Annotated in this window: 22 protein-coding genes; 9 read left to right on the top strand and 13 right to left on the bottom strand. The window is 70.9% G+C overall.

Annotation, left to right across the window (positions count from 1 at the left end; translation table 11 throughout):
• Window positions 1-32: 32 nt before the first annotated feature.
• Window positions 33-719: a GntR family transcriptional regulator gene (locus C4V41_RS58070; protein WP_103964613.1), complete on the bottom strand. Its 687-nt coding sequence runs from the start codon at window positions 717-719 to the stop codon at window positions 33-35.
• On the bottom strand, window positions 709-1,524 hold the full coding sequence (cuyB, locus tag C4V41_RS58065) for a cysteate racemase (RefSeq protein WP_103964612.1): 816 nt from the start codon (window positions 1,522-1,524) through the stop codon (window positions 709-711). The genes C4V41_RS58070 and cuyB overlap by 11 nt, the downstream gene beginning before the upstream one ends.
• A 121-nt stretch (window positions 1,525-1,645) precedes the next feature.
• Here cuyB and C4V41_RS58060 point away from each other — a divergent pair, with 121 nt between their 5' ends.
• Together C4V41_RS58060 and C4V41_RS58055 are read left to right on the top strand one after the other, a co-directional pair.
• Entirely contained in the window at window positions 1,646-2,299 is a 654-nt protein-coding gene (locus C4V41_RS58060) for a hypothetical protein (RefSeq protein ID WP_103964611.1), read from the top strand.
• Window positions 2,300-2,334: 35 nt separating this feature from the next.
• On the top strand, window positions 2,335-2,898 hold the full coding sequence (locus C4V41_RS58055) for an STAS domain-containing protein (RefSeq protein WP_146104235.1): 564 nt from the start codon (window positions 2,335-2,337) through the stop codon (window positions 2,896-2,898).
• Here C4V41_RS58055 and C4V41_RS58050 read toward each other — a convergent pair.
• Window positions 2,828-3,388, bottom strand: a complete 561-nt coding sequence (locus C4V41_RS58050) for a helix-turn-helix domain-containing protein (RefSeq protein ID WP_103964609.1) — start codon at window positions 3,386-3,388, stop codon at window positions 2,828-2,830. The genes C4V41_RS58055 and C4V41_RS58050 overlap by 71 nt on opposite strands.
• A 311-nt stretch (window positions 3,389-3,699) precedes the next feature.
• Here C4V41_RS58050 and C4V41_RS58045 point away from each other — a divergent pair, with 311 nt between their 5' ends.
• Window positions 3,700-5,046: an ankyrin repeat domain-containing protein gene (locus C4V41_RS58045; protein WP_103964608.1), complete on the top strand. Its 1,347-nt coding sequence runs from the start codon at window positions 3,700-3,702 to the stop codon at window positions 5,044-5,046.
• A gap of 9 nt (window positions 5,047-5,055) precedes the next feature.
• The gene (locus C4V41_RS58040) at window positions 5,056-6,066 is read left to right on the top strand and encodes an NAD-dependent epimerase/dehydratase family protein (protein ID WP_103964607.1); all 1,011 of its coding nucleotides are present in this window, start codon (window positions 5,056-5,058) and stop codon (window positions 6,064-6,066) included.
• Here the strand turns inward: C4V41_RS58040 and C4V41_RS58035 are convergent.
• The 6 genes from C4V41_RS58035 to C4V41_RS58010 are packed head-to-tail and all read right to left on the bottom strand — an operon-like array spanning window position 6,040 to window position 15,532.
• A complete protein-coding gene (locus tag C4V41_RS58035) occupies window positions 6,040-7,230 on the bottom strand; it encodes a cytochrome P450 (RefSeq protein ID WP_103964606.1) in 1,191 nt (396 codons plus the stop codon). The genes C4V41_RS58040 and C4V41_RS58035 overlap by 27 nt on opposite strands.
• The gene (locus tag C4V41_RS58030) at window positions 7,227-10,976 is read right to left on the bottom strand and encodes a type I polyketide synthase (RefSeq protein WP_235031059.1); all 3,750 of its coding nucleotides are present in this window, start codon (window positions 10,974-10,976) and stop codon (window positions 7,227-7,229) included. The genes C4V41_RS58035 and C4V41_RS58030 overlap by 4 nt, the downstream gene beginning before the upstream one ends.
• Complete coding sequence (locus C4V41_RS58025; protein WP_103964605.1) at window positions 10,976-12,037, bottom strand: ketoacyl-ACP synthase III family protein; 1,062 nt, start codon at window positions 12,035-12,037, stop codon at window positions 10,976-10,978. Before C4V41_RS58025 ends, C4V41_RS58030 begins: the two co-directional genes overlap by 1 nt.
• A gap of 9 nt (window positions 12,038-12,046) precedes the next feature.
• Complete coding sequence (locus tag C4V41_RS58020) at window positions 12,047-13,096, bottom strand: ketoacyl-ACP synthase III family protein (protein WP_103964604.1); 1,050 nt, start codon at window positions 13,094-13,096, stop codon at window positions 12,047-12,049.
• Complete coding sequence (locus C4V41_RS58015; RefSeq protein WP_235031058.1) at window positions 13,097-13,951, bottom strand: phytanoyl-CoA dioxygenase family protein; 855 nt, start codon at window positions 13,949-13,951, stop codon at window positions 13,097-13,099. It lies immediately after the preceding gene.
• Window positions 13,952-13,981: 30 nt separating this feature from the next.
• The gene (locus C4V41_RS58010; RefSeq protein WP_268808951.1) at window positions 13,982-15,532 is read right to left on the bottom strand and encodes an FAD-dependent monooxygenase; all 1,551 of its coding nucleotides are present in this window, start codon (window positions 15,530-15,532) and stop codon (window positions 13,982-13,984) included.
• A 165-nt stretch (window positions 15,533-15,697) separates the two neighbouring features.
• On the opposite strand from C4V41_RS58010, the gene C4V41_RS58005 reads away from it, so the two are divergent.
• Together C4V41_RS58005 and C4V41_RS58000 are read left to right on the top strand one after the other, a co-directional pair.
• Window positions 15,698-16,882, top strand: coding sequence for a cytochrome P450 (locus C4V41_RS58005; protein ID WP_103964633.1), 1,185 nt, complete (start codon window positions 15,698-15,700; stop codon window positions 16,880-16,882).
• A gap of 2 nt (window positions 16,883-16,884) precedes the next feature.
• The gene (locus tag C4V41_RS58000) at window positions 16,885-17,817 is read left to right on the top strand and encodes an aldo/keto reductase (protein ID WP_103964602.1); all 933 of its coding nucleotides are present in this window, start codon (window positions 16,885-16,887) and stop codon (window positions 17,815-17,817) included.
• Here the strand turns inward: C4V41_RS58000 and C4V41_RS57995 are convergent.
• The 4 genes from C4V41_RS57995 to C4V41_RS57985 form a co-directional block, all read right to left on the bottom strand.
• A complete protein-coding gene (locus tag C4V41_RS57995) occupies window positions 17,810-18,532 on the bottom strand; it encodes a hypothetical protein (protein ID WP_146104234.1) in 723 nt (240 codons plus the stop codon). The two genes, C4V41_RS58000 and C4V41_RS57995, sit on opposite strands and share 8 nt — an antisense overlap.
• Window positions 18,533-18,622: 90 nt before the next feature.
• Entirely contained in the window at window positions 18,623-19,540 is a 918-nt protein-coding gene (locus tag C4V41_RS57990) for a glycoside hydrolase family 30 beta sandwich domain-containing protein (protein ID WP_327537527.1), read from the bottom strand.
• The gene (locus C4V41_RS66000; protein ID WP_327537526.1) at window positions 19,438-19,860 is read right to left on the bottom strand and encodes a glycoside hydrolase; all 423 of its coding nucleotides are present in this window, start codon (window positions 19,858-19,860) and stop codon (window positions 19,438-19,440) included. The genes C4V41_RS57990 and C4V41_RS66000 overlap by 103 nt, the downstream gene beginning before the upstream one ends.
• 62 nt (window positions 19,861-19,922) lie before the next feature.
• Window positions 19,923-20,969 carry a LacI family DNA-binding transcriptional regulator gene (locus C4V41_RS57985; protein WP_103964600.1) on the bottom strand — a complete coding sequence of 349 codons (1,047 nt, stop codon included), beginning with the start codon at window positions 20,967-20,969 and terminating at the stop codon, window positions 19,923-19,925.
• A gap of 268 nt (window positions 20,970-21,237) precedes the next feature.
• Between C4V41_RS57985 and C4V41_RS57980 the strand changes: the two genes are divergently transcribed.
• Genes C4V41_RS57980 through C4V41_RS57970 form a run of 3 tightly spaced genes read left to right on the top strand, consistent with a single transcriptional unit; the run spans window position 21,238 to window position 25,726 of the window.
• Window positions 21,238-22,812, top strand: a complete 1,575-nt coding sequence (locus C4V41_RS57980; RefSeq protein WP_200824994.1) for a glycoside hydrolase family 43 protein — start codon at window positions 21,238-21,240, stop codon at window positions 22,810-22,812.
• A gap of 21 nt (window positions 22,813-22,833) precedes the next feature.
• Window positions 22,834-24,261, top strand: coding sequence for an endo-1,4-beta-xylanase (locus C4V41_RS57975; protein ID WP_103964599.1), 1,428 nt, complete (start codon window positions 22,834-22,836; stop codon window positions 24,259-24,261).
• A gap of 46 nt (window positions 24,262-24,307) precedes the next feature.
• On the top strand, window positions 24,308-25,726 hold the full coding sequence (locus tag C4V41_RS57970; RefSeq protein ID WP_200824997.1) for a non-reducing end alpha-L-arabinofuranosidase family hydrolase: 1,419 nt from the start codon (window positions 24,308-24,310) through the stop codon (window positions 25,724-25,726).
• Window positions 25,727-25,735: the final 9 nt, after the last annotated feature.

Raw genomic sequence — 25,735 nt, 5'->3', positions numbered from 1 at the left:
CCAAGGGAGTTCGCGGGAATTTCGTGCCGGGTTCAGGCGATCGCGGATTCCGTGAACTGGTCGGTGTCGAAGAGCTCGTTGATGTGGCCGCCGCGTTCGGACCAGTGCCGTCCGGAGAGCTCGGCGGCGGCGCGGGCGTCGCCGCCGGCGCAGACGTCGATGAGCTGGTCGTGGTGTTCGATGGTGTTGCGGCCGCCGAGCAGGGTGGAGAACTTGCGGTAGAGGATGCGGTGGATCTGCGGGTGGAGCTGCTCGACGATCCGGCTGAGCACGGGGTTGTCCGCGGCGGCGATGGGGACGGCGTGGAAGCGGTCGTCGGCGGCGAGGGCCGCGGTGGTGTCGTCGGCGGCGACGGCCCGTTCGAAGTCGCGGTTGGCCTCGCGCATGCGCTCCAGGTCCTGATCGGTCATGACCGGCACCGCCGTCTCGATGGCGAGCCGGTCGAGGGAGCGCAGGACGGCCAGAGTCTTTTCGACGTCGCGGCGGTTGAGGGTCGTGATGCGGGTGTAGGCGCCGGGCTTGGCCTCGACCAGGCCGATCTCGGCAAGCCGGACGAGCGCCTCGCGTACGGGAGTGCGGCTGAGCCCGAGGCGTACGGCGAGCTCGCCGTCCTTGACCTTCTCGCCGGCCACCAGTTCGCCGCGCACGATGGAGTCGCGCAGGCGGTGGAACACCTCGTCACTGAGGAGGGGGCGAGGGATGGGGCGGTCAAGTGACATGGTGCGTACAGTACCCGTCCCATCCGGCGCCGGCCCGGCGGACCAGCGCCCGGGCCAGGACGAGTGCCGGGTCGACGAGAGGCACGTCCACGGCGTCCGCGGGAAGCCCGAGCGGGATCTCGGTGCAGCCGGCGATCACCGTCTGCGCGCCCTGCTCGGTCAGGCGCCGGGCCGCGCGGGCCAGGAGGTCGGTCGTCGTGTCGTCGCGGGCACCGGCTTTCACGGCTCGGATGGCGGCCATGACCTCGCCGTGCTGGCTGGCGGCCTCAGGCAGGACGAGGCGGATGCCGGCGCGGTCCAGCCACTCCTGGTACAGGCCGGCGCGGACGGTGCCGGTGGTGGCGAGCAGTCCGGCGGTGTGGACGCGCGGGGTCAGCGCGCTGAGGTGCCCGGCGACCTCGCCGATCATGTGGACGATGGGCAGGCCGACGTGGCCGGCGATGCGCGGGACGAAGGCGTGGGCGGTGTTGCAGGGGATGGCGATAACGGTGGCGCCGGCCTCGCGCAGGACGCGGCCGCCGTTGAGCAGCCAGGGCGTGGGGTCGGGGCCACTGCCCAGCAGGGCCTCGGTGCGGTCGGGGATGGTGGGGTCGGACCAGATGACCGTGCGCAGGTGGTCCTGGTCGCCGGTGGCGGGGGTGGTCGAGATGAGCTTGGTGCCGTGCACCGGCCGTGAGGCGCAGATCTGGGTGCCCTGGGGTGGGTCCAACCTGCGGAACCACCGTTCCACGCCCTGCCTGGCGGTCCCGGACGGCACCCGCGTCTCCTGGAGCTGCCTGGGCGGCAGGTCCCAGACGTGGATCATGTACCCCACCACATGAGAACGAACGCCCCTGACCGGCGGCCTGTCGCCGTTGCGGCTCTCGTTGGAAAGTTGCGGCTCTCGTTGGAAAATGGAGCCGGGATGGCGGACGACGGAGATGTTGATGAGTGCGGGTGAGGAGCAGCGGCCGGAGAGCGCGGAGTGGCGCGACCGGGCCGCGCAGCGCCGTGATCGGCAGGCTCGGGAACGGGACCGCGCGGCGGCGGGGCGTGACGAGGCCGGGCAGCTACGGGATCGGGCGGCGCACGAACGGGATCAGGCGGCCGACGAACGCAGGCATGACGCCACGACCAGGCGAGACACGAAGGACGAGGCCGACCGGCGCCTGCACGACCTGCTGTGGGCGGCGGAGTTGCGGGACCGGGCGGCCGAGCAGCGTGATCGCGCGGCCGCCGAACGGCAGAGCCGCCTGAGCGAGCACGGTGGCAAGGTCGCCCACGAGCTGCGACTGCTGGCAGGCGAGCGGCGGCTGGCGGCGACCGAACGCGCCCAGAACCGGGAGGACAGAACCGTGCTCCGGGAACTGCTGCTGGCCAGGCGTGACGAGCGATTGGCCGACGATCGGGCCTCGGAGGGGAACCAGGATCGCGCCGCCACCGATCGGCAGGCCAGCGCCGAGGATCGGCAGGCCGCCGCCGCCGATCGGCTGGCCGGGGGCCAGGATCGGCTCATGGCGGCGCTGGATCGGCTGGAGGCGGGCACCGACCGGCAGGTGGCCTCCGGGCAGCGAACCCGGAAGAGAATCAGGTTCGACTAGAACTTTCTGCGAAGGTGAGACCTTGCAGTCCGGAGTTGTCACACATTGTGGGCTGGGCGACACTGGCGGTGGCGGACCGGTATCACGAGGCGCTGGCCCAGGTCGGTCCGCCGGAGGGACACGTGCCCAGCATGACCAAACCGGCAGACGGCCGGCCAGGCCGGCCAGAGCGAGCCGACAGCGCGGGGCTGGCGCTATCGCACCAGAGGTTCCCCGGCATGACCGTGATCGCGGTGGACGGCGAGGTCGACATCACCACCCATGAGCAACTGCGCGCGTACATGGCCGCCCAGCGCCGGCACCCGCACGAACACCTCATCATCGACCTGAGCCAGGTGACCTTCATGGACAGTTGCGGCCTGCGGGTGCTGCTGCTGGCCGCCATGGACAGCCGCCGCGACGGCGGGGCCGTGCACCTGGCCGCCGTCCACCCCACGCCCGCCCGCCTGCTGGAGGTCACCGGCGCGGAGGCGCATCTGTCCGTGCACGCCACGGTGGAGACCGCGATCAAGGCCATCCTGGCGACTTTCAGCGACGGCTGTGATCCGGGCTGGGGAGATCGGCGGGCGGGCCGAGCGGGGGGTCGCCGGCCAGGTTGAACGTGGCCGCCAGGATGGTGAGGACCTGAGGCATGGCCTGAGGTGCCGGCTCGTACTCGCCGCGCCGCCGCTGCGTGATCAGCCTGGCGCTCTGCAGCGCGCGCAGGTGGTGATAGAGCTGGCCGGTCGTGGTCTCCTCGCCGTCTCCGCCGAGGACCCCTTGGAGATCGGCGCTAGTGCACCGGCCTTGTCGTACGAGCGCGGCGAGCAGCGCCAGCCGCGGCAGACTGCCCAGGGACTCCAGGATGGCGGCCACCGGCGCCCAGTCGGCCGCCAGCAACTCGGTGAGAGAAAGCCGCCGGTCCCAGAGGCTCTCGCCACCGGCCAGCCGGGCGGCTCCGGCGTAGCCCACCGTCCCGAGCTCGTCCTCCTCCTTTGCCTGGTGAAGCATGCCGGTGGCCGCCGCGGTGAGCGACGGGGCGACAGGGTCGGCCCGGCTCTCCAGGCGGGCGATCCGGCGTTCGAGTTCGGCGAGTTTGTCCTCGCTCATCGCACTCTCCTACGTTATTCCATAATTACGACATAGCGTAGATGTCTGGCGCGCGTCTGGCAAAGCGCCGGTCAGGCGAGGCTGGTATTTCGCCGAGTCGCTGAAGGGCGTGTTGTGCGGCGGCGATGCCGGCCTCGGCGAGCAGGCCGGGCGCGGCGGACCGCGGCTGGGCGGCCGGTTGCTAGTCTGAAAGGAGCGTGCGAGGGCGCTGCCAGTCCGCGGGCAGGGATTTTCCCACCTCGATCGGCACATCGGCGCGCTGGACCTCTTTCCGGCCGGGCGAGCGGACCTCGGCGACGAAGGAGGTCGCGATGTCCGATCGTCATTTCGAGCTGCCCGCCCATCCGAACCTGGACTACTACCGCAAGCGGGCCAAGCACCTGCGTCACGCGTACGCGGCGGGCGACACGGCGGCGGAAGCCCGGGTCGCCGACGTGCTGGGCGCCAGGGAGCGGTTCCTGCTCAGCGACGCCCAGTTCGTGCTCGCGCAGGAACACGGATTCCGGAGCTGGGCCGAGTTCCGCGCCCACGTCGAAAGCCGCGCCGAAGACCGGCCGGTCTCCCGCCTCACGGGGGTGCGGCCGGGCATCTACGCCTCGATGGCCGGCACCCTCCTCGCCGAGTTGCGCCGCGGCGATCCCGGCGCGCTGCGACGGTTGCGGGCCTACGTGCCCCGGCACGCCACCGCGACCTCAGCCGCGACCGCCGAGCTGCGCGACGCGCGGCTGATCATCGCGCGGGAGCTCGGCTTCCCGACCTGGCGGGAGCTCGTGTCGTTCACCGAGAAGTCCCGGCTCGACCTCGGCGAACGCCGGGAGGAGCGGCGGCGGCTGCACCGCGAGGCCGAGGCCCTGCTGGCCGGCGACGCCGATCGGCTGGCCGCTCTGACCGCCGGGCAGGCCGGCACGCTGCTGCACATGCTCGCGTGCCCCGAGACGATCCCCGGGGTCCGGCTCGGGAAGGCGCTCGGCGTGCCCCGCGCGGCGGTCGAGGTCCTGCTCGGCAAGGCCACCGACCTGACTCTCCCGCTCACCTGGGCGGCCCGCTCCGGCCGGGTGGAATTCGTGCGCCTGCTGCTCGACGCCGGCGCCGACCCTGGCGTGCGGACATGGGGCGGCACGCCGCTGGAGAACGCCGTTCACCACGGCAACACGGAGGTCGTCGACCTGCTCGCCGCGCGTGGAATCGTCCCGGGGGCGCTGTGGACGTACGCCGCCTGCGGCCGGCTCGACCTGGTGCGGGCCTGTTTCGACGCGGACGGCGGCCTCCGGCCGGACGCCGCGCGGGCGCGACCCGATCTCGCCGACACCGGCGCGGGCTTTCCGTCCCGGCTGCCGCCGACCGATGATCCGGCGGAGATCGTGGGAGAGGCGTTCGTCCATGCCTGCCAGCACGGCCGGATCGAGGTCGTACGCTGGTTCCTCGACCACGGGGTCCACCCCGACGTCGCGCCCTACCTCGGGCGGACCGGCCTGCACTGGGCGATCCCGGGCGGTCATCCGCACGTGGTCCGCCTGCTCCTGGAGCGCGGCGCCGACCCGTCGATCCGCGACGATCTCCTTCGGACCGACGCTGGCGGCTGGCTCAACATGATCTTCACCGCGCGCCCGCACGATCCCGTGGCCCGGCGGCTCCACGAGCTGATCGGGTCCGGTTAAGATCGTCTGGTGACGGTTCACGACCGAAGCGCCTTCATCATCGGAGGCACCGGGCAGATCGGCCGGGCCACGGCCGCCCGGCTCACCGCGGCCGGATACACGGTGACCCTCGGGCAGCGTCGGCTCCGGCCGGACGCCCCGGCCTCCGACGGGGTGGTGTCGGTCCAGGTCGATCGGGCCGACACCGACGCGCTGCTCAAGGCCCTCGACGGCCATGATCTGGTCGTGGACACGGTGGCGTTCGCGCCGCACCACGGCGCGCAGCTCGCCCGGCTGGCCGGCCGGGTCGGCTCGCTGGTGGTCATCTCGACGGGAGCGGTCTACCAGGCACCCGGCCTGCCGGTGCCGATCCCGGAGACGTGGCCGACGGTCGAGCGCGACACCCACGACTATCCGGCGGGCAAGGCGGCGCTGGAGCGCTTACTGCTGGCGACGCCCGGCCTGCCCGTCAGCATTCTGCGCACGGGCGTGCTGCACGGCCCGTACGGCAAGTCGCTCGATCACTGGTCGTTCATCAAGCGGGCTCTGGACAAGCGGCCGCACGTCGTGATCGCCCAGGGCGGGCGGAGCCGGTTCCCCACCACGGCGGTCGCCAACATCGCCGAGCTGATCCTGCTGTGCGCTCGGCAACCGGCGGCCCGGGTGCTCAACATCGCCGACGACCCGCTGACCGTCGCCGAGATCGGCGCCAGGGTCTTCGCCGTCATGGGCCACGAGGCGGAGATCGTCACCTTCGAGGGCCCGTCGCGGCCCGACGGCCTGGGCTTCCATCCGTGGAATGTGCCGGAGCCGATCGTGTTCAGCCTGGACAAGGCCCGTGACGAGCTCGGATACCGCCCGGCCGTCTCCTATGACGACGCGCTGCGCCAGGTCATCGAATGGGCCGTCCCCGCCGTGGCGGATGGTCAAGGCTGGCAGGAGGTCTTCCCCGACCTGATCGCCCGCCACGGCCCCGACGTCTGGTTCCCGTACGCGGCCGAAGACGCCTACGTCCTACCAGGCGACGGGCATCGCGTGTAACCCGAAGAACGGGGCGTCGTCGGCGAAGGACAACTCCTCCCACCCGACCGCCAGGCGCAGCGCCGGCATCCGGGTCAGCAGCGTGGCGAAGGCGATCCGCAGCTCGGCGCGGGCGAGGTTGGCGCCGACGCACTGGTGCACTCCGTGGCCGAAGGCGACGTGGTGGTGGGCGGAGCGGCGGATGTCGAACTCGTCGGGGTTCTCGAACGCCCGTACATCACGGTTGGCGGACGCGGCCAGCACCGTCAGGCGGTCACCGGCGCGGATCCGCGCGGAGCCGACCTCCATGTCCTCGGTCGCGATCCGGTCGAAACTCACCCAGTCCTGCACCGAGTGGAAGCGCAGCAGCTCCTCGATCGCGCCCGGCAGCAGGCCCGGGTCGGCGCGCAGCGCGGCGAGCTGCGCCGGGTGCCGCAGCAGCGTGAGCAGGCCCAGGGAGATCGTGTTCGCGGGCGAGTCGTAGCCCGCGAGCAGCATGAGAAAACCCATGTTGACCAGCTCGTCCGTGGTCAGCTCGCCGGTGGGCAGGTGCCGGGCGGCCAGCCGCCCGATCATGCTTCCGCTCCCGGCCTCGCGGACGAGTTCGCGCAGGTAGTCGCGGACGTCTTTGGACGCCTGAGCCGCCACGCTCGGATCCATGCTCGTCACCGACAACATGCGCAGCCGTGACTCGAAGAACGCGTGGTCGGCGGCCGGGACGCCGAACAGCGCGCAGAGGACGCGCGCCGGAAACCGGCGCGCGTACAGGGCGACGAGGTCGGCGGGCGCCCCGGCCTCCAGCAGTTCGTCGATCGCCGTGTCGGCGACGCGCTGGAGGACCGGCCGCATGGCGTCCATGGGGCGGGCACCGAGCTCCGAGATCAGCAGCCGCCGGAACCGGCTGTGCTCCGGTGGATCCAGGTCGACGAAGAAGCCGTCGTCAGGGCGGTCGTCGTCGGGTCCGCGCGGTCGTTCGGGGCGGCCGGTGTTGGAGCTGATCCTCGGGTCGCTGAGGATCTGCCGCGCCTCGGCGTAGCGGGTGACCGCCCAGACCGGTGCGCCGTTGGGCAGGGTGGCCCGGACGACCGGCGCGGTGGCGCGCATCCGCCGATATTCGTCCGGCGGCGCGAACGGGCAGGTCCGCGCCATCGGGAAGGCCGGCGTGCCGTGCTCGGGGGTGCTCATCGCGCGTTCCCGTTCGATCCGGACACCGCCCCGGCGATGTAGTCGGAGACGGCGGCGATGGTCGGCTGCGCCCAGAGCAGCGTCGCCGGTAGCGAGCATCGGAACCGTTGCTCCAGCCGCCGCCGGACGACCACGGTGAGCACCGAGTCCAGCCCCTGCTCGATCAGCGGCCGGTTCGGTGACAGGTCGGCGGGGGCGAGCCGCATCTCCTTGGCGATCTGCGCGCCGACCTCCTCGATCAGGAAGGTACGCAGCTCCGCGGGCTCCAAGTCGGCCCACGACTCGGTGGACCGCTCGCCCTGCGCGCCGTTCGCGGACGGGGCCGGGGTGTCGATCACCGGATACCGCAGCCCCGACAGCCAGCCGACGACCGCGCCGGTGTCGTCGAGGATCCGCACCCGCGCCGTGTCCGGGTGCTCGTGGTCGAGCAGCACTTCGATGTCGGCCGTGCCCACCGGCTCCCCCAGCGTGACCAGCCGATCGACGTGCGTCACCATGCGCAGCAGCGGGTCGCCGGGGAACACGCTCGGCGCCACCGACATGGCCGCGTCGAGCACGGGTGCCCACGTGGTGGCCGGCTCGCACCGTACGCGGGCGCGCAGCGCGCCGTCCCCGCGCCGCAGCTCCTCGACGCTCCAGTCGAACCCGGTCTCCGGTACGCCGACGGCGGCCAACCGGCTCATGACCAGGCCGGGCTCCGCCGAGTCGAGCGGCCGCGACCCGGATGCCGGCGGCTCTCCCGGCTCGGCGGGGATCACGGCCGTGGCGATCAGCTGCCAGGCGCCGTCGGGTTCACCGGCGATCCGGGCGGCCAGCCGCAGCTCGGCCCCCTGCCGGACGACCTGCACCTCGCGGCGATCGGCGGTCAGCAGCGGAGCCGACATCGTCACCTCGCCGAGCGCCTGACCGCCGGAGGCGGCGAAGAACGTCATCGCGAGCACCGCGGCCGGGACGATCTCCACGCCCTCCAGCGCGTGGCTGCCGGGATAGGGCCGGGTCTGGTCGTCCAGGACGGTCCGCCACAGCCGGGTGTCCGTCCCGACGATGTCGACGTGGTCGCCGAGCAGCGTGTACGCGTCCGGATCGTGGCCACGACCACCGGCGTCGGGCGGCGACGGGGTGCGCCAGTGCCTGCGGCGCTGCCAGGGATACGCCGGCAGCACCACCGGCCCGCCGGCGGGTTGCAGCCGCCGCCAGTCCACGTCGAGACCGGCGCAGTGCGCCGCGGCCACGCCGGCCAGCGGGCTGGGCCGGTTCCGGCGCAGCGACGAGCCGACGAAGACGTCCTCGTGCCCGCGTTCGGTAAGAGTTTCCAGCACCGAATGCGTGACGACCGGATGTGCGGAGATCTCGATGAACGCCCGGTATCCGTCAGCCGCGGCCGCGGTGATCGCGTCGGCCAGGCGCACCGGCCGGCGCAGGTTGGCCGCCCAGTACTTGCCGTCGAAACCGGGCATCATGCGTGGATCGTCCAGCGCCGTCGAGTAAACGGGCATGCCGGGGACGCCGGGCGCGAGGTCGGCCGTGGCCGCGATCAGGTCCGGCATGAGCGGATCCATCTGCGGTCCGTGGAAGGCCACGTCCGAGGCGACCCGGCGGGCCGGAATCCCCTCTTCGAGCCAGCTCGTCAGCACGTCGGCCACGGCGTCCGGCTCTCCCGAGACGACCGTGGCGCCGGGTGACGACGCGATCGCGGCGACCACCCCGGGGTGGTTCTCCAGTCGCCGCTCCGCCTCGGCGAACGGGAGTTGCACCATGGCCATCGCGCCCCGGCCCGCGACCCGGCGCAGCAGGCGGGATCGCCGGCAGATCAGCCGGGCGCCGTCCGGGAGGCTCAGCGCTCCGGCCGTCACCGCGGCGGCGATCTCGCCGACCGAGTGGCCGATCACGGCGTGCGGGCGCACCCCGTACTGGCGCCACAGCTCGACCAGGCCGAGCTGCATCGCGAAGATCGTGGTCTGGATGTGGTCGACCTCGGTGAGCTCGCCGTCGCTGAGGGTCTGGCGCGGTGAGAACCCGATCTCGTCGGCGAAGATCGGCTCCAGCTCGTCGATCACGGCGGCGAAGGCCGGCTCGGTGGCCAGCAGCTCCCGGCCCATGCCGGCCCACTGCGAGCCGTGGCCGGAGAACACGAACACCGGCCCGGGACCGGGATCGGTGAGCGGCCGCCCGGTGATCACGGCGTCGTGCGGGGTGCCGGCCGCCAGGTGGCGCAGCCCGCGAAGCAGCGCGCCCTCGTCCACCGCGGACACCACCGCCCGGTGCGACAGGTGGGCCCGGCGCAGCGCGAGGGTGTGCCCGAGGCTCGCCGGCGGCACCCGGCCTGCGACGTCCACGAGGTTGCCCGCGGCCTGCCGCAACGCCGGTCGCGACGCGGCGGACACCGGGAACAGGCGCCCGGCGGGTCCCTCGGCGGGCTCCGGTGCCGCGGGCCCCTGTTCGAGGACCAGATGGGCGACGGTCCCGCCGTAGCCGAAGCCGGAGACGGCGGCGCGGCGCGGGTGCGCGGATTCGGGCCACGGTGTCGGCTCACCGACCACGCGCAGCCCGGCGCCGGCCCAGTCAACGGCCGGGGTGGGGGTGTCGAGCCGGCTCGGCGGGAGCTCGCCGCGATGCAGCGCCAGGACGGCCTTGACCAGGCCGGCGACGCCGGCGGCGCCTTCGAGGTGGCCGATGTTGGACTTGGCGGAGCCGATCAGGCACGGCCGCTCCGCCGGTCTGCCCGCCCCGTACACGGCGCCCAGCGCGGCGGCTTCGAGGGGGTCGCCGACCGCGGTGCCGGTGCCGTGCGCCTCGACGTAGCCGACCGTGCCGGGGTCGACGCCGGCCTGCCGCAGCGCGCGGCGCATGACGTGCTCCTGCGCCTGGCCGTTCGGCGCCATGATGCCGACGGTGCGGCCGTCCTGGTTGACGGCGCTGCCGCGGATGGTCGCGAGCACCGGGTCGCCGTCCCGTACGGCGTCGCTGAGCCGCTTGAGCACCACGACCGCCGCGCCCTCGCCCCGCCCGTAGCCGTCGGCGGCGGCGTCGAACGACTTGCTCCGCCCGTCCGGCGCGAGGGTGCCCGCGGCGTCCAGGGTCAGCGTCTCGCCGGGAGACAGGATGAGGTTGACCCCGCCCGCCAGCGCCACGTCGGTCTCCCCCGCCCGCAGGGCCTGCACGGCCAGGTGGACGGCGACCAGGGACGCCGAGCAGGCCGTGTCCACCGCCATGCTCGGGCCGCGCAGGTCCAGCGCGTGCGACACCCGGTTGGCCACCGCGCACGTGGCAGCGCCGATCCCCGTATATGCCTCTATGTCGGGCAGGTCTTCCAGCAGCCGGTGCGCATAGTCACCGGTGCAGACGCCCACGTACACGCCCGCGTCCGTCCCGGCCAGCGCGCCGGCCGAGATCCCGGCGTGCTCCAGGGCCTCCCACGCGGTCTCCATCACCAGGCGCTGCTGCGGATCCATCAGCTCCGCCTCGCGCGGCGAGAGCGCGAAGAACTCCGCGTCGAAGTCCGCCACCTCGCTCAGGAAGTGGCCGTGCGGCAACGTGCGGCGGACCGCCGCCATGGAGGACGGGCCCCGGTCGGCATAATCCCGCCAGCGCCCGGCGGGCGCCGGTCCGCTCGTGTCCCGTTTCTCGCGCAGCAGATTCCAGTACGCGTCCGCCGAGTCGGCGCCACCGGGCAACCGGCAGCCGATCCCGATCACCGCGATCGCTTCAGACGAGCGGTCCATCAGGCGGTCCATCAGGCGGTCCATCACGCGTCCCCTCTCCGTGTCCGCGACCACGCGGGCGACTCGAGAATTTCCACGACGGCGGCCGAGATGGTCACGCCGGGGCCGTAGGCGAACATCAGGAGGTGGTCGCCGGGCCCCAGGTCACCACCGCGGACCAGGTGCTCCAGGGCGAGAAGCTGGTCACTGGCGCCGCAGTGGCCGATGGTCCTGCCGAACTCCCAGGCCGAGCGGGACGCCGGGATGCCCAGCCGGTGCTCACAGATCTGGTCGGCGATCTCCTGGGAGGTGTTCATGCACGTCATCCGGGTCACGTCCGACGCCTTGACACCGGCCTCCGACAGGGCGCGGTCGATCACCTCGACCATCCGTTCGTCCAGCGTCACCAGCACCATCGTCCCTTCGCCCCCGGCGACCGCGCGGCGCCGGAACGTGTCGTTGTGCGCGGCGAAGTCCACGGTGCGGCCCTCGGTGACCCCGGGCGGGAACAGCGGCTCGGCGCACCGGTGCATCTCCTCGGCCTGCGACACCGACACCGAGCACACCGACGCCAGCCGGGCGAACCCCGGCTCGGTGTCGAGCACGACGGCGCTGCCCGCGTCGCCGGCGACGGCCCCGGGCAGCATCCGCCAGCGGTCGGCCAGCGGGGTGCCGTAGTTGTCGGCGGCGACCAGCAGCGCCGCCTGGCGCCCTGGGTCGGCCCGCAGGTAGCTCGCGGCCAGTTCCAGGGCGGCGAACATGCCGTTGCAGCCCTGCTTGATCTGCGTCGACAGGACGCCGTCGCCGACCAGGTGGCGCTGCACGTAGGCCTGCGGCGGCCACCCCTCCGGACCCTGGTGCCAGGTGGAGGTGTAAAGGAGGAGGTCCAGGTCGGTGGGAGAGCGGCCGCTGCGGGCCACCGCGCTGCGCGCCGCCCGCAACGCCATCTCGGGCGCCGGGAGGTCACCGGCCACCGCGACCGAGGCGAGCCCGTGCAGCTCGACCTCCTCGGCCGGATACCAGCCCGCCGCCACCGCGTGCGCCACGTCCACGGTGCCGGGCAGGTACGAGCCGACGCCGCTGATGTACATGTCCGCCGTCTCCATGTCGCCTCCTCAGTGCAGGTCTCCGGAGGCGTACTCCGGCGGGATGTCCAGGATCCGCAGGACGGCGCAGGCCAGGGTGGTGCCGGCGCCGAACCCGAGAAGCAGCATGTGGTCGCCCGGGGCCAGCGCTCCGGTGGCGAGCAGGTGGTCGAGGGCGACGAACTGGTCGCTGACCCCGAGGTGGCCGATGCCCGCGCCGTACTCCCAGGTGGTGTCGGCCAGGGTCAGCCCGAACCAGTTGACGCCGCGGTGCTCCACGTCGTCCCAGCGCACATGGGGGAAGGCCACCCGCGCGACGTCGTCGAGCGTGATCTCCGCCTCTTTGAGCGTGCGGTCGACCAGCTCCAGCATCGTCGTCTGGATCGCCAGCATCACCCGGGCGCCGTCACCGTGCAGAAGACGTTTACGGAACTCACGGTTGCGCCCGGCGAAGTCCAGCGGCCGGCCCAAGGTCGCGTCCGGAGGGAACATCGGCACGCCGCCGTCATTGACGGCCTCGGCCTCCGGCAGCACGGTCACGTTGACCGACCGCAGCTCGGCGAATCCGGTGTCGGTGGCGATGAGCAGCGCCAGCCCGGCGTCGCCCATCACGGTGCCCTCGATCGTCCGCCACCGGTCGACCAGCGGGGTGCCGTGGTTGTCGGCGCCGACCAGCAACGCGGTGCCGCCGGGCCGCAGGTATCTGGCGGTGATCTGCAGGGCGTTGAACAGGCCGCAGCATCCTTGCCGCAGCTCGGCCGCCGGGACGTTCCCGCCGACCAGATGCTGCTGCAGGTAGTACTGCGGCTCCCAGCCGTCCGGGCCCTGGTGCCAGACGTCGCAGTACAGCAGGAGGTCGAGGTCGTGCGGCGACAGTCCGCCGGAGCGCTCGAACGCCTGCCGGGCGGCGCGCAGCCCCAGCTCCGGTGCAGGTACGTCGCCGGCCACCGCCGCGCCGGTCAGGCGGAAGTGCTCCACCTCGCCGGCCGGGTACCGGCCTTCGGCGACGGCCGTCTCGATGGTGACCACGGGTGGCAGGTGCACACCGATGCTGCGCAGGTACGTGCCGGGAGTGCGCATCTATCCCTGCCCGTCGCGCAGCAGCAGCATCGGGTCGCTCAGCTCGTACAGGCCGCACATCGGCGGGCATGCCTCGTAGCCGAGCAGCCGCTGGATGTCCTCGGGGTAGGCGCGGACCACGTCCAGGGGGATGGACAGGTACTGGTTCTCCTCCTGGCGGAGGTTGCCGAGGTCGTAGGCGTAGGACAGGCCGGTACGAGGCTTGTCCGAGCGGTTGGCGCCGGCCCCGTGGTACGTGCTGCCGAGCCACAGCAGCGCGGACCCGGCCCGCATCTCGGCGGGCACCGCCTCGTCCTCGCGCGGCCCTCGCTCGTCGTCCCACCTGTGGCTTCCCGGGATCACCCGGGTGGCGCCGTTGAGGGCGGTGAACTCGCTCGCGGCGACCATGACCTGGACGCGGCTCTCCGGGCTCGGGTGAGTACGGAGGTGAGCCGTGTCGTCCCTGTGCAGGCCCTGGATCGGCACGCCGGGCTGGATCTGGATCGCCCGCGAGATGCCGAGCTGGATCGTCGGGACGAACTCGATGCGCTGCTCGCCGAGCCAGGCGCGCACCGGCCGCTGCAGGAAGTGCCGCGCGCCGCCGAGGAAGTGCGGCTGTCGCATGATCGTGGCCGACCGCGTGGTCCGGCGGACCAGGCCGGGCAGGATGCGGGTCTTCTCGCCGACCAGCCGCCCGTCGCCGTCCGCCTGTTGTTCCAGGTCCGGGCCCAGGTCTTCCCACAGGCCCGTGAGTGTTTCCGCGTCGATGAAATCCTCGATGATCACCGCTCCGGCTGCTTCGACCGCTTCGATCGCTTCTTCGATCGTGGCCGAGGCGGGCAGGGTGGTCAGGGTCATGGGCTTGGTGTGGGTCATCCCGGCCTCCGGCAGGGCTGTGTCGTGTGGTCAGGTCCGGGCGGGGTTGCCGAACCATCGCGCGAGAGCGTCGGGCAGCGACGTCTCGCCGGCGGGGGTGCTCCAGGCGACGAAGCCGTCCGGGCGGATCAGCAGGGCGTCCGCCGGGGCGTCGGCGCATTCGGCGGTGACCACGTCGACCCGGCCGGACCAGGGCTCGGCCAGCGCCCGGAGCCCGGGATCGTCGGCGAGGTCGAGCAGCAGCGGCCGGCCGGTGCGCTGCAGCTCGGCGAGCCGTACGGTGCCGCCCGCGTCCTTCAGCCGCAGGTCGGGGCAGTAGAGCCCGACCAGCGGGCCGGTCAGCGACGGGTCGCCCATGTCGTACCTGATGTGCAGGTCGTCGACCACGGCGGTCAGCCGCCGGTTCGTGTCCTCGTCGAGCAGCAGGTGGGTGAGCAGCCGGCGCAGTGCGTCGACGTGCGGGCCGGGGCGCATCAGCGCGATGGAGGCGCGCTGGACCTCCAGGGTCTGCGCGCCGACCGGATGCCGTTCCGAGGTGTAGGTGTCGAGGAGGTCCTCGGGGCACTGGCCTCGCGCGACGGCGGCGAGCTTCCAGCCGAGGTTGACGGCGTCGCCCAGGCCGAGCCGCAGGCCAGGGCCGCTCCACTGCGACTGGACGTGGGCCGCGTCGCCGGCGAGCAGGATCCGGCCCTGGCGATAGGTCTCGGCCTGCCGCTCGTTGTCGGTGAAGCGGTTGATCTTGTGGACCTTGGTGACCGTCACGTCGGTGCCGCTGAGCCGGCGCAGCGACTCCTGGAACTCCTCGCGCGTGATCGGCGCGTCCCGGTTCGCCGGTGGGCCGATGAACTCGAGCGTGATGAAGCGGGGCGGCCCCTCCTCGTACACCAGGAGGCCGTTGTCCTTGCGGAACCAGCCGGGCAGGTGGAAATCGGGGTCGTCGATCTCCGCGAAGGCGCGGTATCCGGTCGTGATGCCGTCCGTGCCCGGGAAGGCGATGCCGGCCAGCTTGCGGACCGTGCTCCGGCCGCCGTCGCATCCGGCGAGCCAGCCGGCCTCCATCCGGTACGGGCCGTCCGGGCCGTCGACGTCGAGACGCACCCCGTCGCCGTCCTGGGTGAACCCGGTGAGCGTGTGGCCGCGCCGTACCTCGACGCCGAGCTCCGCGGCGCGCCCGGCCAGTTCCTTCTCCAGCACTTGCTGCGGCACCAGCAGGTCGGGAGATTCCGGGCGGAGCACGAACATGGTGGCGAAGTGCCGCGCGCCGGGAAACGCCTTGGGCTGCAGACTGTCCGCCCGTCGCTCACCCAGGGCGATGCGGGCCCGCTCGCCGGCCGTCGGCTGCGCGGGAGTCCCGTCGACCCCGATCATGAGACCGCGGCGATCGAGGATGTCGATGGCCCGCCCGGTGATGCCCTCGGCCTTCGGGTGGGTCTCGATCTCGGGCAATCGTTCGAGCACCACCACCGGTACGCCGTGCAGCGCCACCTCGCACGCCAGGATGAGCCCGATCGGTCCGCCACCAACTACCACGACCTGTGCCATACGTACCTCTGCTCGGGGGCATGAGCCTGCGGGAGGAATCGTTGGATCACCGATGTGACCCGTGTGTTGGCAGATGTGTCTGTTTCTGGTAGTGCCGATGCTAAAGGGGGTAGATCAAATATTGCTAGTGGTGGTATTTACCGGGTTTGTCATGCATAATCCCCTTCGATTGTGATCAACAGCACGCAGGTGGGAGGTCGCTCCGTGAGCGACGGCCAGATTGCCCATCCCTTGGAAACCGACCGGCCCACCCCCTTCGACCCACCCCTCGAACTGCGGCGCCGGCCCCCGCTCAGCAGGCTGGCCTACCCCGACGGGCACCTCGGCTGGGTGGCCACCGGCTACTCCGTCACCCGGGCCATCCTGGCGGATCCCCGGTTCAGCACCCGGCGCGAACTGCTGCACCAGCCGGTCGGCCGCGACCGCGCGATCGAGGAGCCCACCCCGGCCGAGCCGGGCATATTTCCGCACATGGACCCGCCCGAACACACGCGGTTCCGCCGCCTGCTGAGCCACCATTTCGGGCCCCGGCGCGTCGCCGAGCTGATGCCCGCGATCCGGCGGTACACGGCGGAGGCGCTCGACGGCATGGCGGGCGCCGATTCGCCCATCGATCTCGTCGCCTCGTTCGCCATGCCGATTCCGGCGCTCGTGATCTGTGAGCTGCTGGGCGTGCGGGCGGAGGACCGGCAGCGGATCCAGGCGGCCACCTCGGTGATGAACGACCTGGACTCGCGCCCGGACCAGGTGTTCGAGGCCGTCATGTCGATCACGGGGACGGTGCGCGGCGCACTCGCCGGCCCGTCGGGCGACGGGCTGCTGGCGCACGCCGCGGCGACCGGCGAACTGGACGAGGAAGAGCTCACCAACCTCGGGATGGTGCTGCTGGCCACGGGCCACCTGCCCACGTCGAGCATGCTCGCGCTCGGGGCGTTCGTGCTGCTGACCGACCCGGGCCAGCGGGCCCGCCTGGCGGCGGATCCGGAGCCGGCGGTCGAGGAGCTGCTGCGCTACCTGTCGATCCTCCAGTTCGACGTACGGCGTACCGCGCTGGTCGACGTCGAGATCGACGGCCACGTCATCGCGGCCGGCGAGACCGTGGTGCTGGCGCTGCCGGTGGCCAACCGCGACCCCGCACGCTTTCCCGACCCGGACACGCTCGACGTGACGCGCTCCGCGACCGGGCACCTGGCGTTCGGGCACGGCGTCCATCAGTGTCTCGGGCAGCATCTCGCGCGGGCCGAACTGCGGGTGGCGCTGACCGCGCTCTTCGAGCGCTTCCCCGACCTTCGCCTGGCGGTGCCTGCGGCCGAGGTGCCGACCCGCGACCGCATGGCGGTGTACGGAGTGGACCGGCTGCCGGTCGCTCTTCCCGAGAGAGGTGCCTGATCATGCGCTATCGGACTCTAGGTGACTCCGGCCTCACGACGTCGGTCGTCGGGCTGGGGTGCAACAGCATCGGCAGGGGCGTCGACGCGGCCCGGACCAGGGCGATGGTGGACGCGGCGATCGAGGCGGGCGTCACGCTCTTCGACACCGCCGAGGTGTACGGCGACCCCGCCGGCGCCTCGGAGGAACTGCTCGGCGAGGCGCTGGCCGGTCGCCGCGACCAGGTGGTGCTGGCCACCAAGTTCGGCGGCCCCGACGACGGGCGGGGCGAGGCACGCGGCGGCCGGACCTACATCCGGCGGGCGGTCGAGGGGTCGCTGCGCCGTCTGCGTACCGACCACATCGACCTGTACCAGTACCACTTCCCGGACGGCGTCACCCCGATCGAGGAGACCCTGTCCGCCCTGACCGAGCTGGTGCGCGAGGGCAAGGTGCGCCACATCGGCAGCTCGAACGTCGACGGCCGGCAGATCACGGAGGCCGCGCGGGCGGCCCGCGCGGGCGGCCACGCGTCGTTCGTGTCGGTGCAGATCCACTGGTCGCTGCTGGACCGGAGCGTCGAGCGCGAGGCGGTGCCGGCGGCCGTGGCCCACGGGGCCGGCGTCCTGCCCTACTTCCCGCTGGCCCACGGACTGCTGACCGGAAAGGTACGGCGTGGCGAGGAGCCGCCGGCCGGGTCCCGGCTCGCGAGGCTGCCCCACCTCGTCACGCCGGAGCGGCTGGATCAGGTGGAGGCGCTGGCGGCCTGGGCCGAGAAGCACGGCCGGTCTCTCCTGGAGGTGGCCATCGGCGCCCTGGCCGCGCTGCCCGGCTGCGCTTCGGTGATCGCCGGCGCGACCGGCCCGGACCAGATCCGGGCCAACGCGGCCGCCGGCGACTGGGAACCGACCGCCGCGGAACTCGCCGAGATCACCGCCCTGGTGCCCCTCAACTGACCTTGCCGGCCCGCCAGGTGTTCAGGAACGGCCATTTGACGTCGAGATTCACCAGCTCTATGACCCGGCGGCCGTCGAAGATGACCCGTTCGTTGCCTTTGTAGTAACTGAACTTCGGCGCGTTCTTCTCGATCTCCACGGAGAAGTCGTCCAGGTCGCTGCGGAAACGTTCGGGCAGGATCGCTTCACCGAAGATCGGCAGGGTGGGGACCGCGAAGGACTTGGTGAACGGGGTCGTGGCGGAGCCGCCTCGTATCCCCAGGTGCTGGATCGCGTTCCCGTCGTTGATGTCGCTCAGGCCGTCGTACGGGAGGGGAATTCTGATGGGGGCGGTGACGATGCCGCCGTCCTCGAAGACGATCGCCTGGGTGCCCTTGGTCCAGGTGTGCCGCCAGCGGAACTTGGGGCCGCTGAAGGCGATCGCGGCCGCGTCGATGTCGCGGGTGAACTGCTTGGGCAGGAACGGCCACTTCTTCTTGATCAGCGCCGGTCCCTCGATGAGACCGCGGTCGTTGAAAATCGCGTACTGGTCACCGATCAACGCCATGTGCTTCCACGCCTTCCGCTCGTTCACGGTGGTGACCGCGTCGAAGGCACGTAACGCCGGCGCTTTGAAGACCGCGACTCCCGCCGTCGCGGATGTGGGCGCGATCGCCACGCCGAGCGCGATCACGGCGACCAGCATCAGGAGGATCCTTGTTCGCTTGCTGCGCATGCTCCACTCCGTTCACCAGGCCGAGTTGCTCAAAGGTCAGGAACGGTTCGCGCGAAAGAGCGGAGCGGATGAGGATAAGCGCGTCGATTGTCACGCCGTCACGAAGGTCGTCACGCTCCGGGCGGGCAGCGTGACGGTGAAGGCGTTGTTCGACACGCCGGTCGTGCCCTGGGGGGCGACGTTCCTGCTCGCGTCGGTCAGCCAGGACGAGACACCGGACGCGGTGCCGTTCACCAGGGTGAACTGCTGGCTCAGCGCGGAGGTGCCCTTGTTGACGGCGACGACGACCGTGGAGTTGCCGCCCCGGTACGCCGAGACGTGGACGTTCGGCGCCGGGTTCGGCGTCGCCTGGATCCGGACGTAGCCGGGGCGGACGAACCTGGCGAAGTGCGCCATGTTCGCCCCGCGCTTGCTGATCTGGCCGTCCTCCCGCATGGGGCCGTAGCCGCGCCGGATGTACCACCAGACGTACGCCTGGAACTCGGCGTCCACCATGGCGCGGTGGATGTGCTCCCCCACGTCGAGCGCCTGCGGCCAGAGGTCGGCCGAATCGCTGCTGTTGGGGTGGTAGACCTCGGTCATCCAGAGTTCTTTGCCCGCGCCCTTCTGCTTGAAGAGGGGATAGGGGAAGTTCGCGAACGAGGTGCCGTAGAGGTGGGCTCCGATGATGTCCACGTTGGCGAGCGCCGTCGGGTCGTTGAGTATCGGGTCGGAGATGTTCTTCAGGTACTGGAAGGACTCGGGCGCGATGACCCTGGTGCTGATGGAGCCGGCGTTCTCCCGCAGGAACCTGACCATTTCCGCGGGCGTCCACCAGGTCCAGTCGTGTGCGTAGTCGGGCTCGTTCTGCACGGAGATGCCGTACAGGGTGACTCCGTTGTTCCGCATGAACGTGGTGAAGTCGTTCAGGTGCTGGGCGTAGGCGGCGTACATGTCGTACCTGAGGCGTCGCGCGTTGGTCTGGCCGCCGCGGACGAAGGTCTCCACCATGCGGGCGGGGGATTCCACGGCGACGCGATGACGGCCGCCCCGAGTTCGGCCGCGCGCCTCGCCGTCGCCGCATTGCGGCTCCAGTCCGCCTGGTTCTCGGGGACGGGGATTCTCAGCACGGAGAACCCCAGCCGGCCCTCGCCGGTGCCGAACGCCGTTTCCCGCTGGGCGGCCGTCAGGTCGCCGATCCAGGCCGCGTGGGTCATGCCGCCGAAGCCCCGGATGGTCTGGCGCCGCGCCGACAGGTCGATGACCACCGCCGCGGCCGCCATGGTCGTGAGGACCGGCACGGCCCCCACCGCCGCCAGGACGCTTCTCCGGCTGAGATCTCGCGCCATGTGTCCTCCTCTTGTGGGAGCGCTCCCATCAGCCAGGAAAATAAATCCGCCACTGTATCTCGTCAACTTTTCCGAAAAGCCGCCGTGCTGCCGCGGACGACCAGTTCCGTCCCCAGCTCCACTCTTTTCTGCTGAAGTGACTCCCCCTCGGCCAGACTGATCAGCATCGTCGCGGCCGTGGCGCCCATTTCGCGTAAGGGCTGGTGAATAGTGGTGAGCGGCGGTTGCGCCCAGCGCCAGACCGGCATGTCGTCGAAGCCGATCACGCTCACATCATCAGGTATGCGCAGCCCCAGCTCATGGGCCGCGTGATAGACCCCGATGGCCTGCCCGTCATTCGCGGCGAAAATCGCGGTGGGCGGCTCGGAAAGTTTCATGAGTTCATGGGTGTGGGCCACCCCGTCCTCGATCTGAAAGTTTCCCTGACGGATGAGAGCGGGATCGACCGGCACCTCCGCGGCGTCGAGCGCGGCGCGGTAGCCGTCCGTCCGGGCCCGGCTGGAGAGCGCGAACGCGGGCCCGGTGATCATCGCGATGCGCCGGTGGCCCAGTTCGAGCAGGTGACGGGTGGCCTCCAGGCCACCGCTCCAGTTCGTGGCGGCCACGGACGGCACGCCGAGCCCCGGGTTGCCCGCGGGATCCAGCACCACCAGCGGAATCTCCTGGGTCGCCAGCCGTATGCGCTGGTCCTCCTCCGGCCCCGAGAACACCGTGATCACCCCGGCGGGACGGCGGACGAGCAGGTCACCGACCCATCGGGGGCCGGGCGTGTGCCGGCCGCCGAGTTCGGAGACCACCACGCTCAGGCCATGGGTCCAGGCGACCCGCTGGACCCCTTTGACGATCTCGATCGGGTAGTCGCCGGCCAGCTCGTGAAAGACGACCTCGATGAGGCTCGCCGGTTTGATGCGGCGGCGCTGCCTGCGATAACCGTGCTCCTCGATGAGTCTCTCGACGAGTGCGCGGGTCGTCGGGCCGACCGCGGAACGACCGTTGATGACCTTGGAGACCGTGGCGGTGGACACGCCTGCCTTTTCGGCCAACTGAGCCAGGGTCAACGGCACCGAAGGGGGTGATTCGCTTACGGGGGGTTCTTCGGTCGAGGTCATATTCCGGAGTGTAAGTTAACTCGAATTCCCCTGTCGCCGGCTGGCGACTCCTGTGAAACTTTCACCCGCGCGGGAGATCTCCTTCCTGGCGAATGTCCAGGCACGGCGACGTTCTGACGGCAATGCCCAGGTCGGCAAGGGATGCCCTTCGTTGACGCCGGATCTGACCGTCGGATTTACTCCGCGGCAACGTACTCACCCGGATAGGCCACGCATTTCCGCAAGACAGAGTGTTAGCGTTAACAACTTTCGTCCTCTGGAGGTTCGTGTGAGGCGCGTGCTCGCGGTTCTCTCGTCCTTGCTTCTCGTGGGCGGGTTGCTCACGTCCCCGGCATCGGCCGCTACGGCCGCCGCCTACACCAACCCGGTCGTCTGGCAGGACTTCGCCGACGGCGACATCATCCGGGTCGGTGACGCCTACTACTACTCGGCCTCGACCATGCACTACTCGCCGGGCGCGCCGATTCTGCGCTCGTACAACCTGGTCGACTGGGAGTACGCCGGCCATTCGGTCCCGAGGCTCGACTTCGGCTCGGGCGCCTACGACCTCAACGGCGGCCGGGCGTACGTGAAGGGCATCTGGGCCTCGACCCTGAACCACCGGCCCAGCAACGGCACCTACTACTGGATCGGCTGCGTCGAGTTCAACCGCACCTACGTCTACACCGCCTCCGCCGTGGACGGCACGTGGAGCAAGCGCTCGCAGATCAACAACTGCTACTACGACGCCGGCCTGCTGATCGACACCAACGACACCATGTACGTCGCCTACGGCAACGGCACCATCAGCGTCGCCCAGCTCTCGGCCGACGGGCTCGGCCAGGTGCGCGCCCAGCAGGTGTTCCAGACCCCGAGCAGCGTCGGCACCCTGGAGGGCGCCCGCTTCTACAAGCGGAACGGCTACTACTACATCTGGCTGACCCGCCCCGCCAACGGCCAGTACGTCCTCCGCTCCACCTCGCCCTGGGGCCCGTACGAGATGCGCCAGGTCCTGCTGAACATGCCCGGCCCCATCTCCGGCGGCGGCGTGCCCCACCAGGGCGGGCTCGTCCAGACGCAGAACGGCGACTGGTACTACATGGCGTTCGTCGACGCCTACCCCGGCGGCCGCGTCCCGGCGCTCGCGCCGATCACCTGGACCGGCGACTGGCCGGCCGTGCAGACCGTCAACGGCGGGTGGGGCGTCAGCTACCCGAAGCCGAACATCCAGACCAGCCGCACCGTCGCGCCGATGACCGGCCCCGACACCTTCACCACAAGCGGCCTCGGCCACCGCTGGGAGTGGAACCACAACCCCGACACCGGCCGTTTCGCCACCGGCAACGGCCTGCGCCTGCAGACCGCGACCGTCACCGGCGACCTCTACAACGCCCGCAACACCCTCACCCACCGCATCCAGGGCCCGTCGTCCACGGCGACGATCGAGCTCGACTACTCGCAGATGGCCAACGGCGACCGCAGCGGGCTGGCGATGCTGCGCGACCAGTCGGCCTGGATCGGCGTCAAACGCGACAACGGCGTCCACCGGGTCGTGATGACCAACGGGCTGACCATGAACGGCTCGTGGCAGACCACCGGCACCGGCACCGAGGCGGCGAGCGCGACCATCTCGGGCGGCCGCGTCTGGCTGCGCGTCAACGCCGACATCCGGCCCGGCTCCGGCAGGCAGGCCCGCTTCTCCTACAGCACCAACGGCACCACCTTCAGCAGCCTCGGCCCCGCCTTCACCCTGAACAACGCCTGGCAGTTCTTCATGGGTTACCGCTACGGGATCTTCAACTACGCCACCCAGGCCCTCGGCGGCGCGGTGACCGTACGCCGCTTCGACCTCACCACCCCGTGACCAGAAAGGCCCGAACCGTCCATGAAACGACTCCTGTCCCTGCTCACGGTCGCCATCAGCCTCTCGATGGCGTTCTCGGGGCCGGCCGATGCCGCCTCGACCCTGGGTGCCTCGGCGGCCGAACGAGGTGGCCGTTACTTCGGCGCCGCCGTGGCGGCCGGCAAACTCGGCGACTCGACGTACGTGAACATCCTGAACAGGGAGTTCAACTCGGTCACCGCCGAGAACGAGATGAAGTGGGACGCCACCGAGCCGTCCAGGAACTCCTTCACCTACACCAACGCCAACCGGATCGTGAACCACGCGATCGGGCGCGGCATGAAGATCCGTGGCCACGCCCTGCTGTGGCACTCGCAGATGCCCGGCTGGGCGCAGAGCCTGTCCGGCTCGACCCTGCGCAGCGCCATGAACAACCACGTCACGCAGGTCGCCACCTACTTCCGGGGCAAGATCCACTCCTGGGACGTCGTCAACGAGGCCTTCGCCGACGGCACCAGCGGCGCACGGCGCGACTCGATCCTCCAGCGCACCGGCAACGACTGGATCGAGGCCGCCTTCCGGGCCGCCCGCGCCGCCGACCCGGGCGCCAAGCTCTGCTACAACGACTACAACACCGACGGGATCAACGCCAAGAGCACCGCCATCTACACCATGGTCCGCGACTTCAGGTCGCGCGGGGTGCCGATCGACTGCGTCGGCTTCCAGTCCCACCTGGGCACCTCGCTGTCCGGTGACTACCAGGCCAATCTGCAGCGCTTCGCCGACCTCGGCGTCGACGTCCAGATCACCGAGCTCGACATCGCCCAGGGTTCCGGCCAGGCGAACATCTACGCCTCGGTGACCCGCGCCTGCCTGGCGGTCTCCCGCTGCACCGGCATCACGGTCTGGGGCATCCGGGACAGCGACTCCTGGCGCGTCGGGGCGAACCCGCTGCTGTTCGACGCCTCGGGCAACAAGAAGGCCGCCTACACCGCCACCCTCGACGCCCTCAACGCCGGCACCTCGAACCCGGGGCCGATCGACACCAACGCCTGGTACGTGCTGGTCAACCGCAACAGCGGCAAGGCCCTCGACGTCTACAACTCCTCGACCGCCGACGGCGCCCGCATCACCCAGTGGACTCGCAACAACGGCAACCAGCAGCAATGGCAGTTCGTCAGCTCGGAAACCGGCTGGTACCGGCTGAAGTCGCGGCTGTCCGGCAAGGTGCTGGACGTCTACAACTTCTCCACCGCCAACGGCGGCGCGATCGTCCAGTGGGCCGACGGCAACGGCACCAACCAGCAGTGGCGGGCGGCCGACTCCGGCGGCTACTTCCGGCTGATCAACCGCAACAGCGGCAAGGCCCTGGAGGTCCAGGGCGCCTCCACCGCCGACAACGCCGGCATCGTCCAGTACGACGACTGGAACGGCGCCAACCAGCAATGGCAACTCGTCCGAGTCGGATGAATCGGAGCACACCGTGAAACTCAGATCCCTGGCCGTCCTCGCGACGGTGGCCACCTTACTGGCGGGCCTGTTCGCCGCCCTGCAGACTCAGTCCGCCGGCGCGGCCACCGTCGACACCAACGCCTGGTACGTCCTGGTCAACCGCAACAGCGGCAAGGCCCTCGACGTCTACAACTCCTCGACCGCCGACGGCGGCCGTATCACCCAGTGGACCCGCAACAACGGCAACCAGCAGCAATGGCAGTTCGTCGACTCCGGCGGCGGCTACTACCGCGTCAAGTCCCGCCACTCCGGCAAGGTCCTCGACGTCTACAACTTCTCCACCGCCAACGGCGGCTCCATCGTGCAATGGGCCGACGGCAACGGCACCAACCAGCAGTGGCGCCTGGCCGACTCGGCCGGCGGCCACGTACGGCTCATCTCCCGCCACAGCAACAAGGCCCTGGAGGTCCAAGGCGCCTCCACCGCCGACAACGCCGGCATCGTCCAATACGACGACTGGGGCGGCACCAACCAGCAATGGCAGCTCGTCCAGGTCGGCGGCGGCAACCCCGGCCCGTGCGACCTCCCCGCGACCTACCGCTGGACCTCCACCGGCCAGCTCGCCACCCCGAAATCGGGCTGGGTCTCGCTCAAGGACTTCACCGTCGCCCCCTACAACGGCCGGCACCTCGTCTACGCCACCACCCACGACACCGGCACCCGATGGGGCTCGATGAACTTCAGCCTCTTCACCAACTGGCCCGAGATGGCCTCCGCCGGCCAGAACGCCATGTCCAACTCCACCGTCGCCCCCACACTCTTCTACTTCGCCCCCAAGAACATCTGGGTGCTCGCCTACCAATGGGGCGGCACCGCCTTCTCCTACCGCACCTCCACCGACCCGGCCAACCCGAACGGCTGGTCGGCACAGCAGGTGCTCTTCTCCGGCAGCATCACCGACTCCGGCACCGGGCCCATCGACCAGACCCTCATCGGCGACGGCACCAACATGTACCTGTTCTTCGCCGGCGACAACGGCAGGATCTACCGGGCCAGCATGCCCCTCGGCAACTTCCCCGCCAGCTTCGGCAGCACCTCCACCGTGATCATGAGCGACACCAGGAACAACCTGTTCGAAGCCGTCCAGGTCTACAAACTCCACAACCAGAACAAATACCTCATGCTCGTCGAGGCCATCGGCGCACAAGGCCGCTACTTCCGCTCCTTCACCGCCACCAGCCTCAACGGCACATGGACACCCCAGGCCGCCACCGAGAGCAACCCCTTCGCCGGCAAGGCCAACAGCGGCGCCACCTGGACCAACGACATCAGCCACGGCGAACTGATCCGCACCAGCGCCGACCAGACCTTCACCGTCGACCCCTGCAACCTCCAACTGCTCTACCAAGGCCGCAGCCCCAACTCCGGCGGCGACTACGGCCTCCTGCCCTACCGGCCGGGCCTGCTGACCCTGCAACGCTGACGGCCTGAC

Source organism: Nonomuraea solani, from assembly GCF_900108335.1.
Lineage (GTDB): Bacteria > Actinomycetota > Actinomycetes > Streptosporangiales > Streptosporangiaceae > Nonomuraea > Nonomuraea solani.
Note: the sequence above shows the minus strand (reverse complement) of the source record. Positions and strands in the feature narration are given on the sequence as shown.

Excerpts from the sequence above, each read along its gene's own strand:
- C4V41_RS57985 (WP_103964600.1), bottom strand. The coding sequence starts at position 20,969 with ATGACCTCGACCGAAGAACCCCCCGTAAGCGAATCACCCCCTTCGGTG.
- C4V41_RS66000 (WP_327537526.1), bottom strand. The coding sequence starts at position 19,860 with ATGGCGCGAGATCTCAGCCGGAGAAGCGTCCTGGCGGCGGTGGGGGCC.
- C4V41_RS58050 (WP_103964609.1), bottom strand. The coding sequence starts at position 3,388 with ATGAGCGAGGACAAACTCGCCGAACTCGAACGCCGGATCGCCCGCCTG.
- C4V41_RS58015 (WP_235031058.1), bottom strand. The coding sequence starts at position 13,951 with ATGACCCACACCAAGCCCATGACCCTGACCACCCTGCCCGCCTCGGCC.
- C4V41_RS58030 (WP_235031059.1), bottom strand. The coding sequence starts at position 10,976 with ATGGACCGCCTGATGGACCGCCTGATGGACCGCTCGTCTGAAGCGATC.
- C4V41_RS58045 (WP_103964608.1), top strand. The coding sequence starts at position 3,700 with ATGTCCGATCGTCATTTCGAGCTGCCCGCCCATCCGAACCTGGACTAC.
- C4V41_RS58060 (WP_103964611.1), top strand. The coding sequence starts at position 1,646 with ATGAGTGCGGGTGAGGAGCAGCGGCCGGAGAGCGCGGAGTGGCGCGAC.
- C4V41_RS58000 (WP_103964602.1), top strand. The coding sequence starts at position 16,885 with ATGCGCTATCGGACTCTAGGTGACTCCGGCCTCACGACGTCGGTCGTC.
- C4V41_RS57995 (WP_146104234.1), bottom strand. The coding sequence starts at position 18,532 with ATGCGCAGCAAGCGAACAAGGATCCTCCTGATGCTGGTCGCCGTGATC.
- C4V41_RS58025 (WP_103964605.1), bottom strand. The coding sequence starts at position 12,037 with ATGGAGACGGCGGACATGTACATCAGCGGCGTCGGCTCGTACCTGCCC.
- C4V41_RS57975 (WP_103964599.1), top strand. The coding sequence starts at position 22,834 with ATGAAACGACTCCTGTCCCTGCTCACGGTCGCCATCAGCCTCTCGATG.
- C4V41_RS58035 (WP_103964606.1), bottom strand. The coding sequence starts at position 7,230 with ATGAGCACCCCCGAGCACGGCACGCCGGCCTTCCCGATGGCGCGGACC.
- C4V41_RS58070 (WP_103964613.1), bottom strand. The coding sequence starts at position 719 with ATGTCACTTGACCGCCCCATCCCTCGCCCCCTCCTCAGTGACGAGGTG.
- C4V41_RS58020 (WP_103964604.1), bottom strand. The coding sequence starts at position 13,096 with ATGCGCACTCCCGGCACGTACCTGCGCAGCATCGGTGTGCACCTGCCA.
- cuyB (WP_103964612.1), bottom strand. The coding sequence starts at position 1,524 with ATGATCCACGTCTGGGACCTGCCGCCCAGGCAGCTCCAGGAGACGCGG.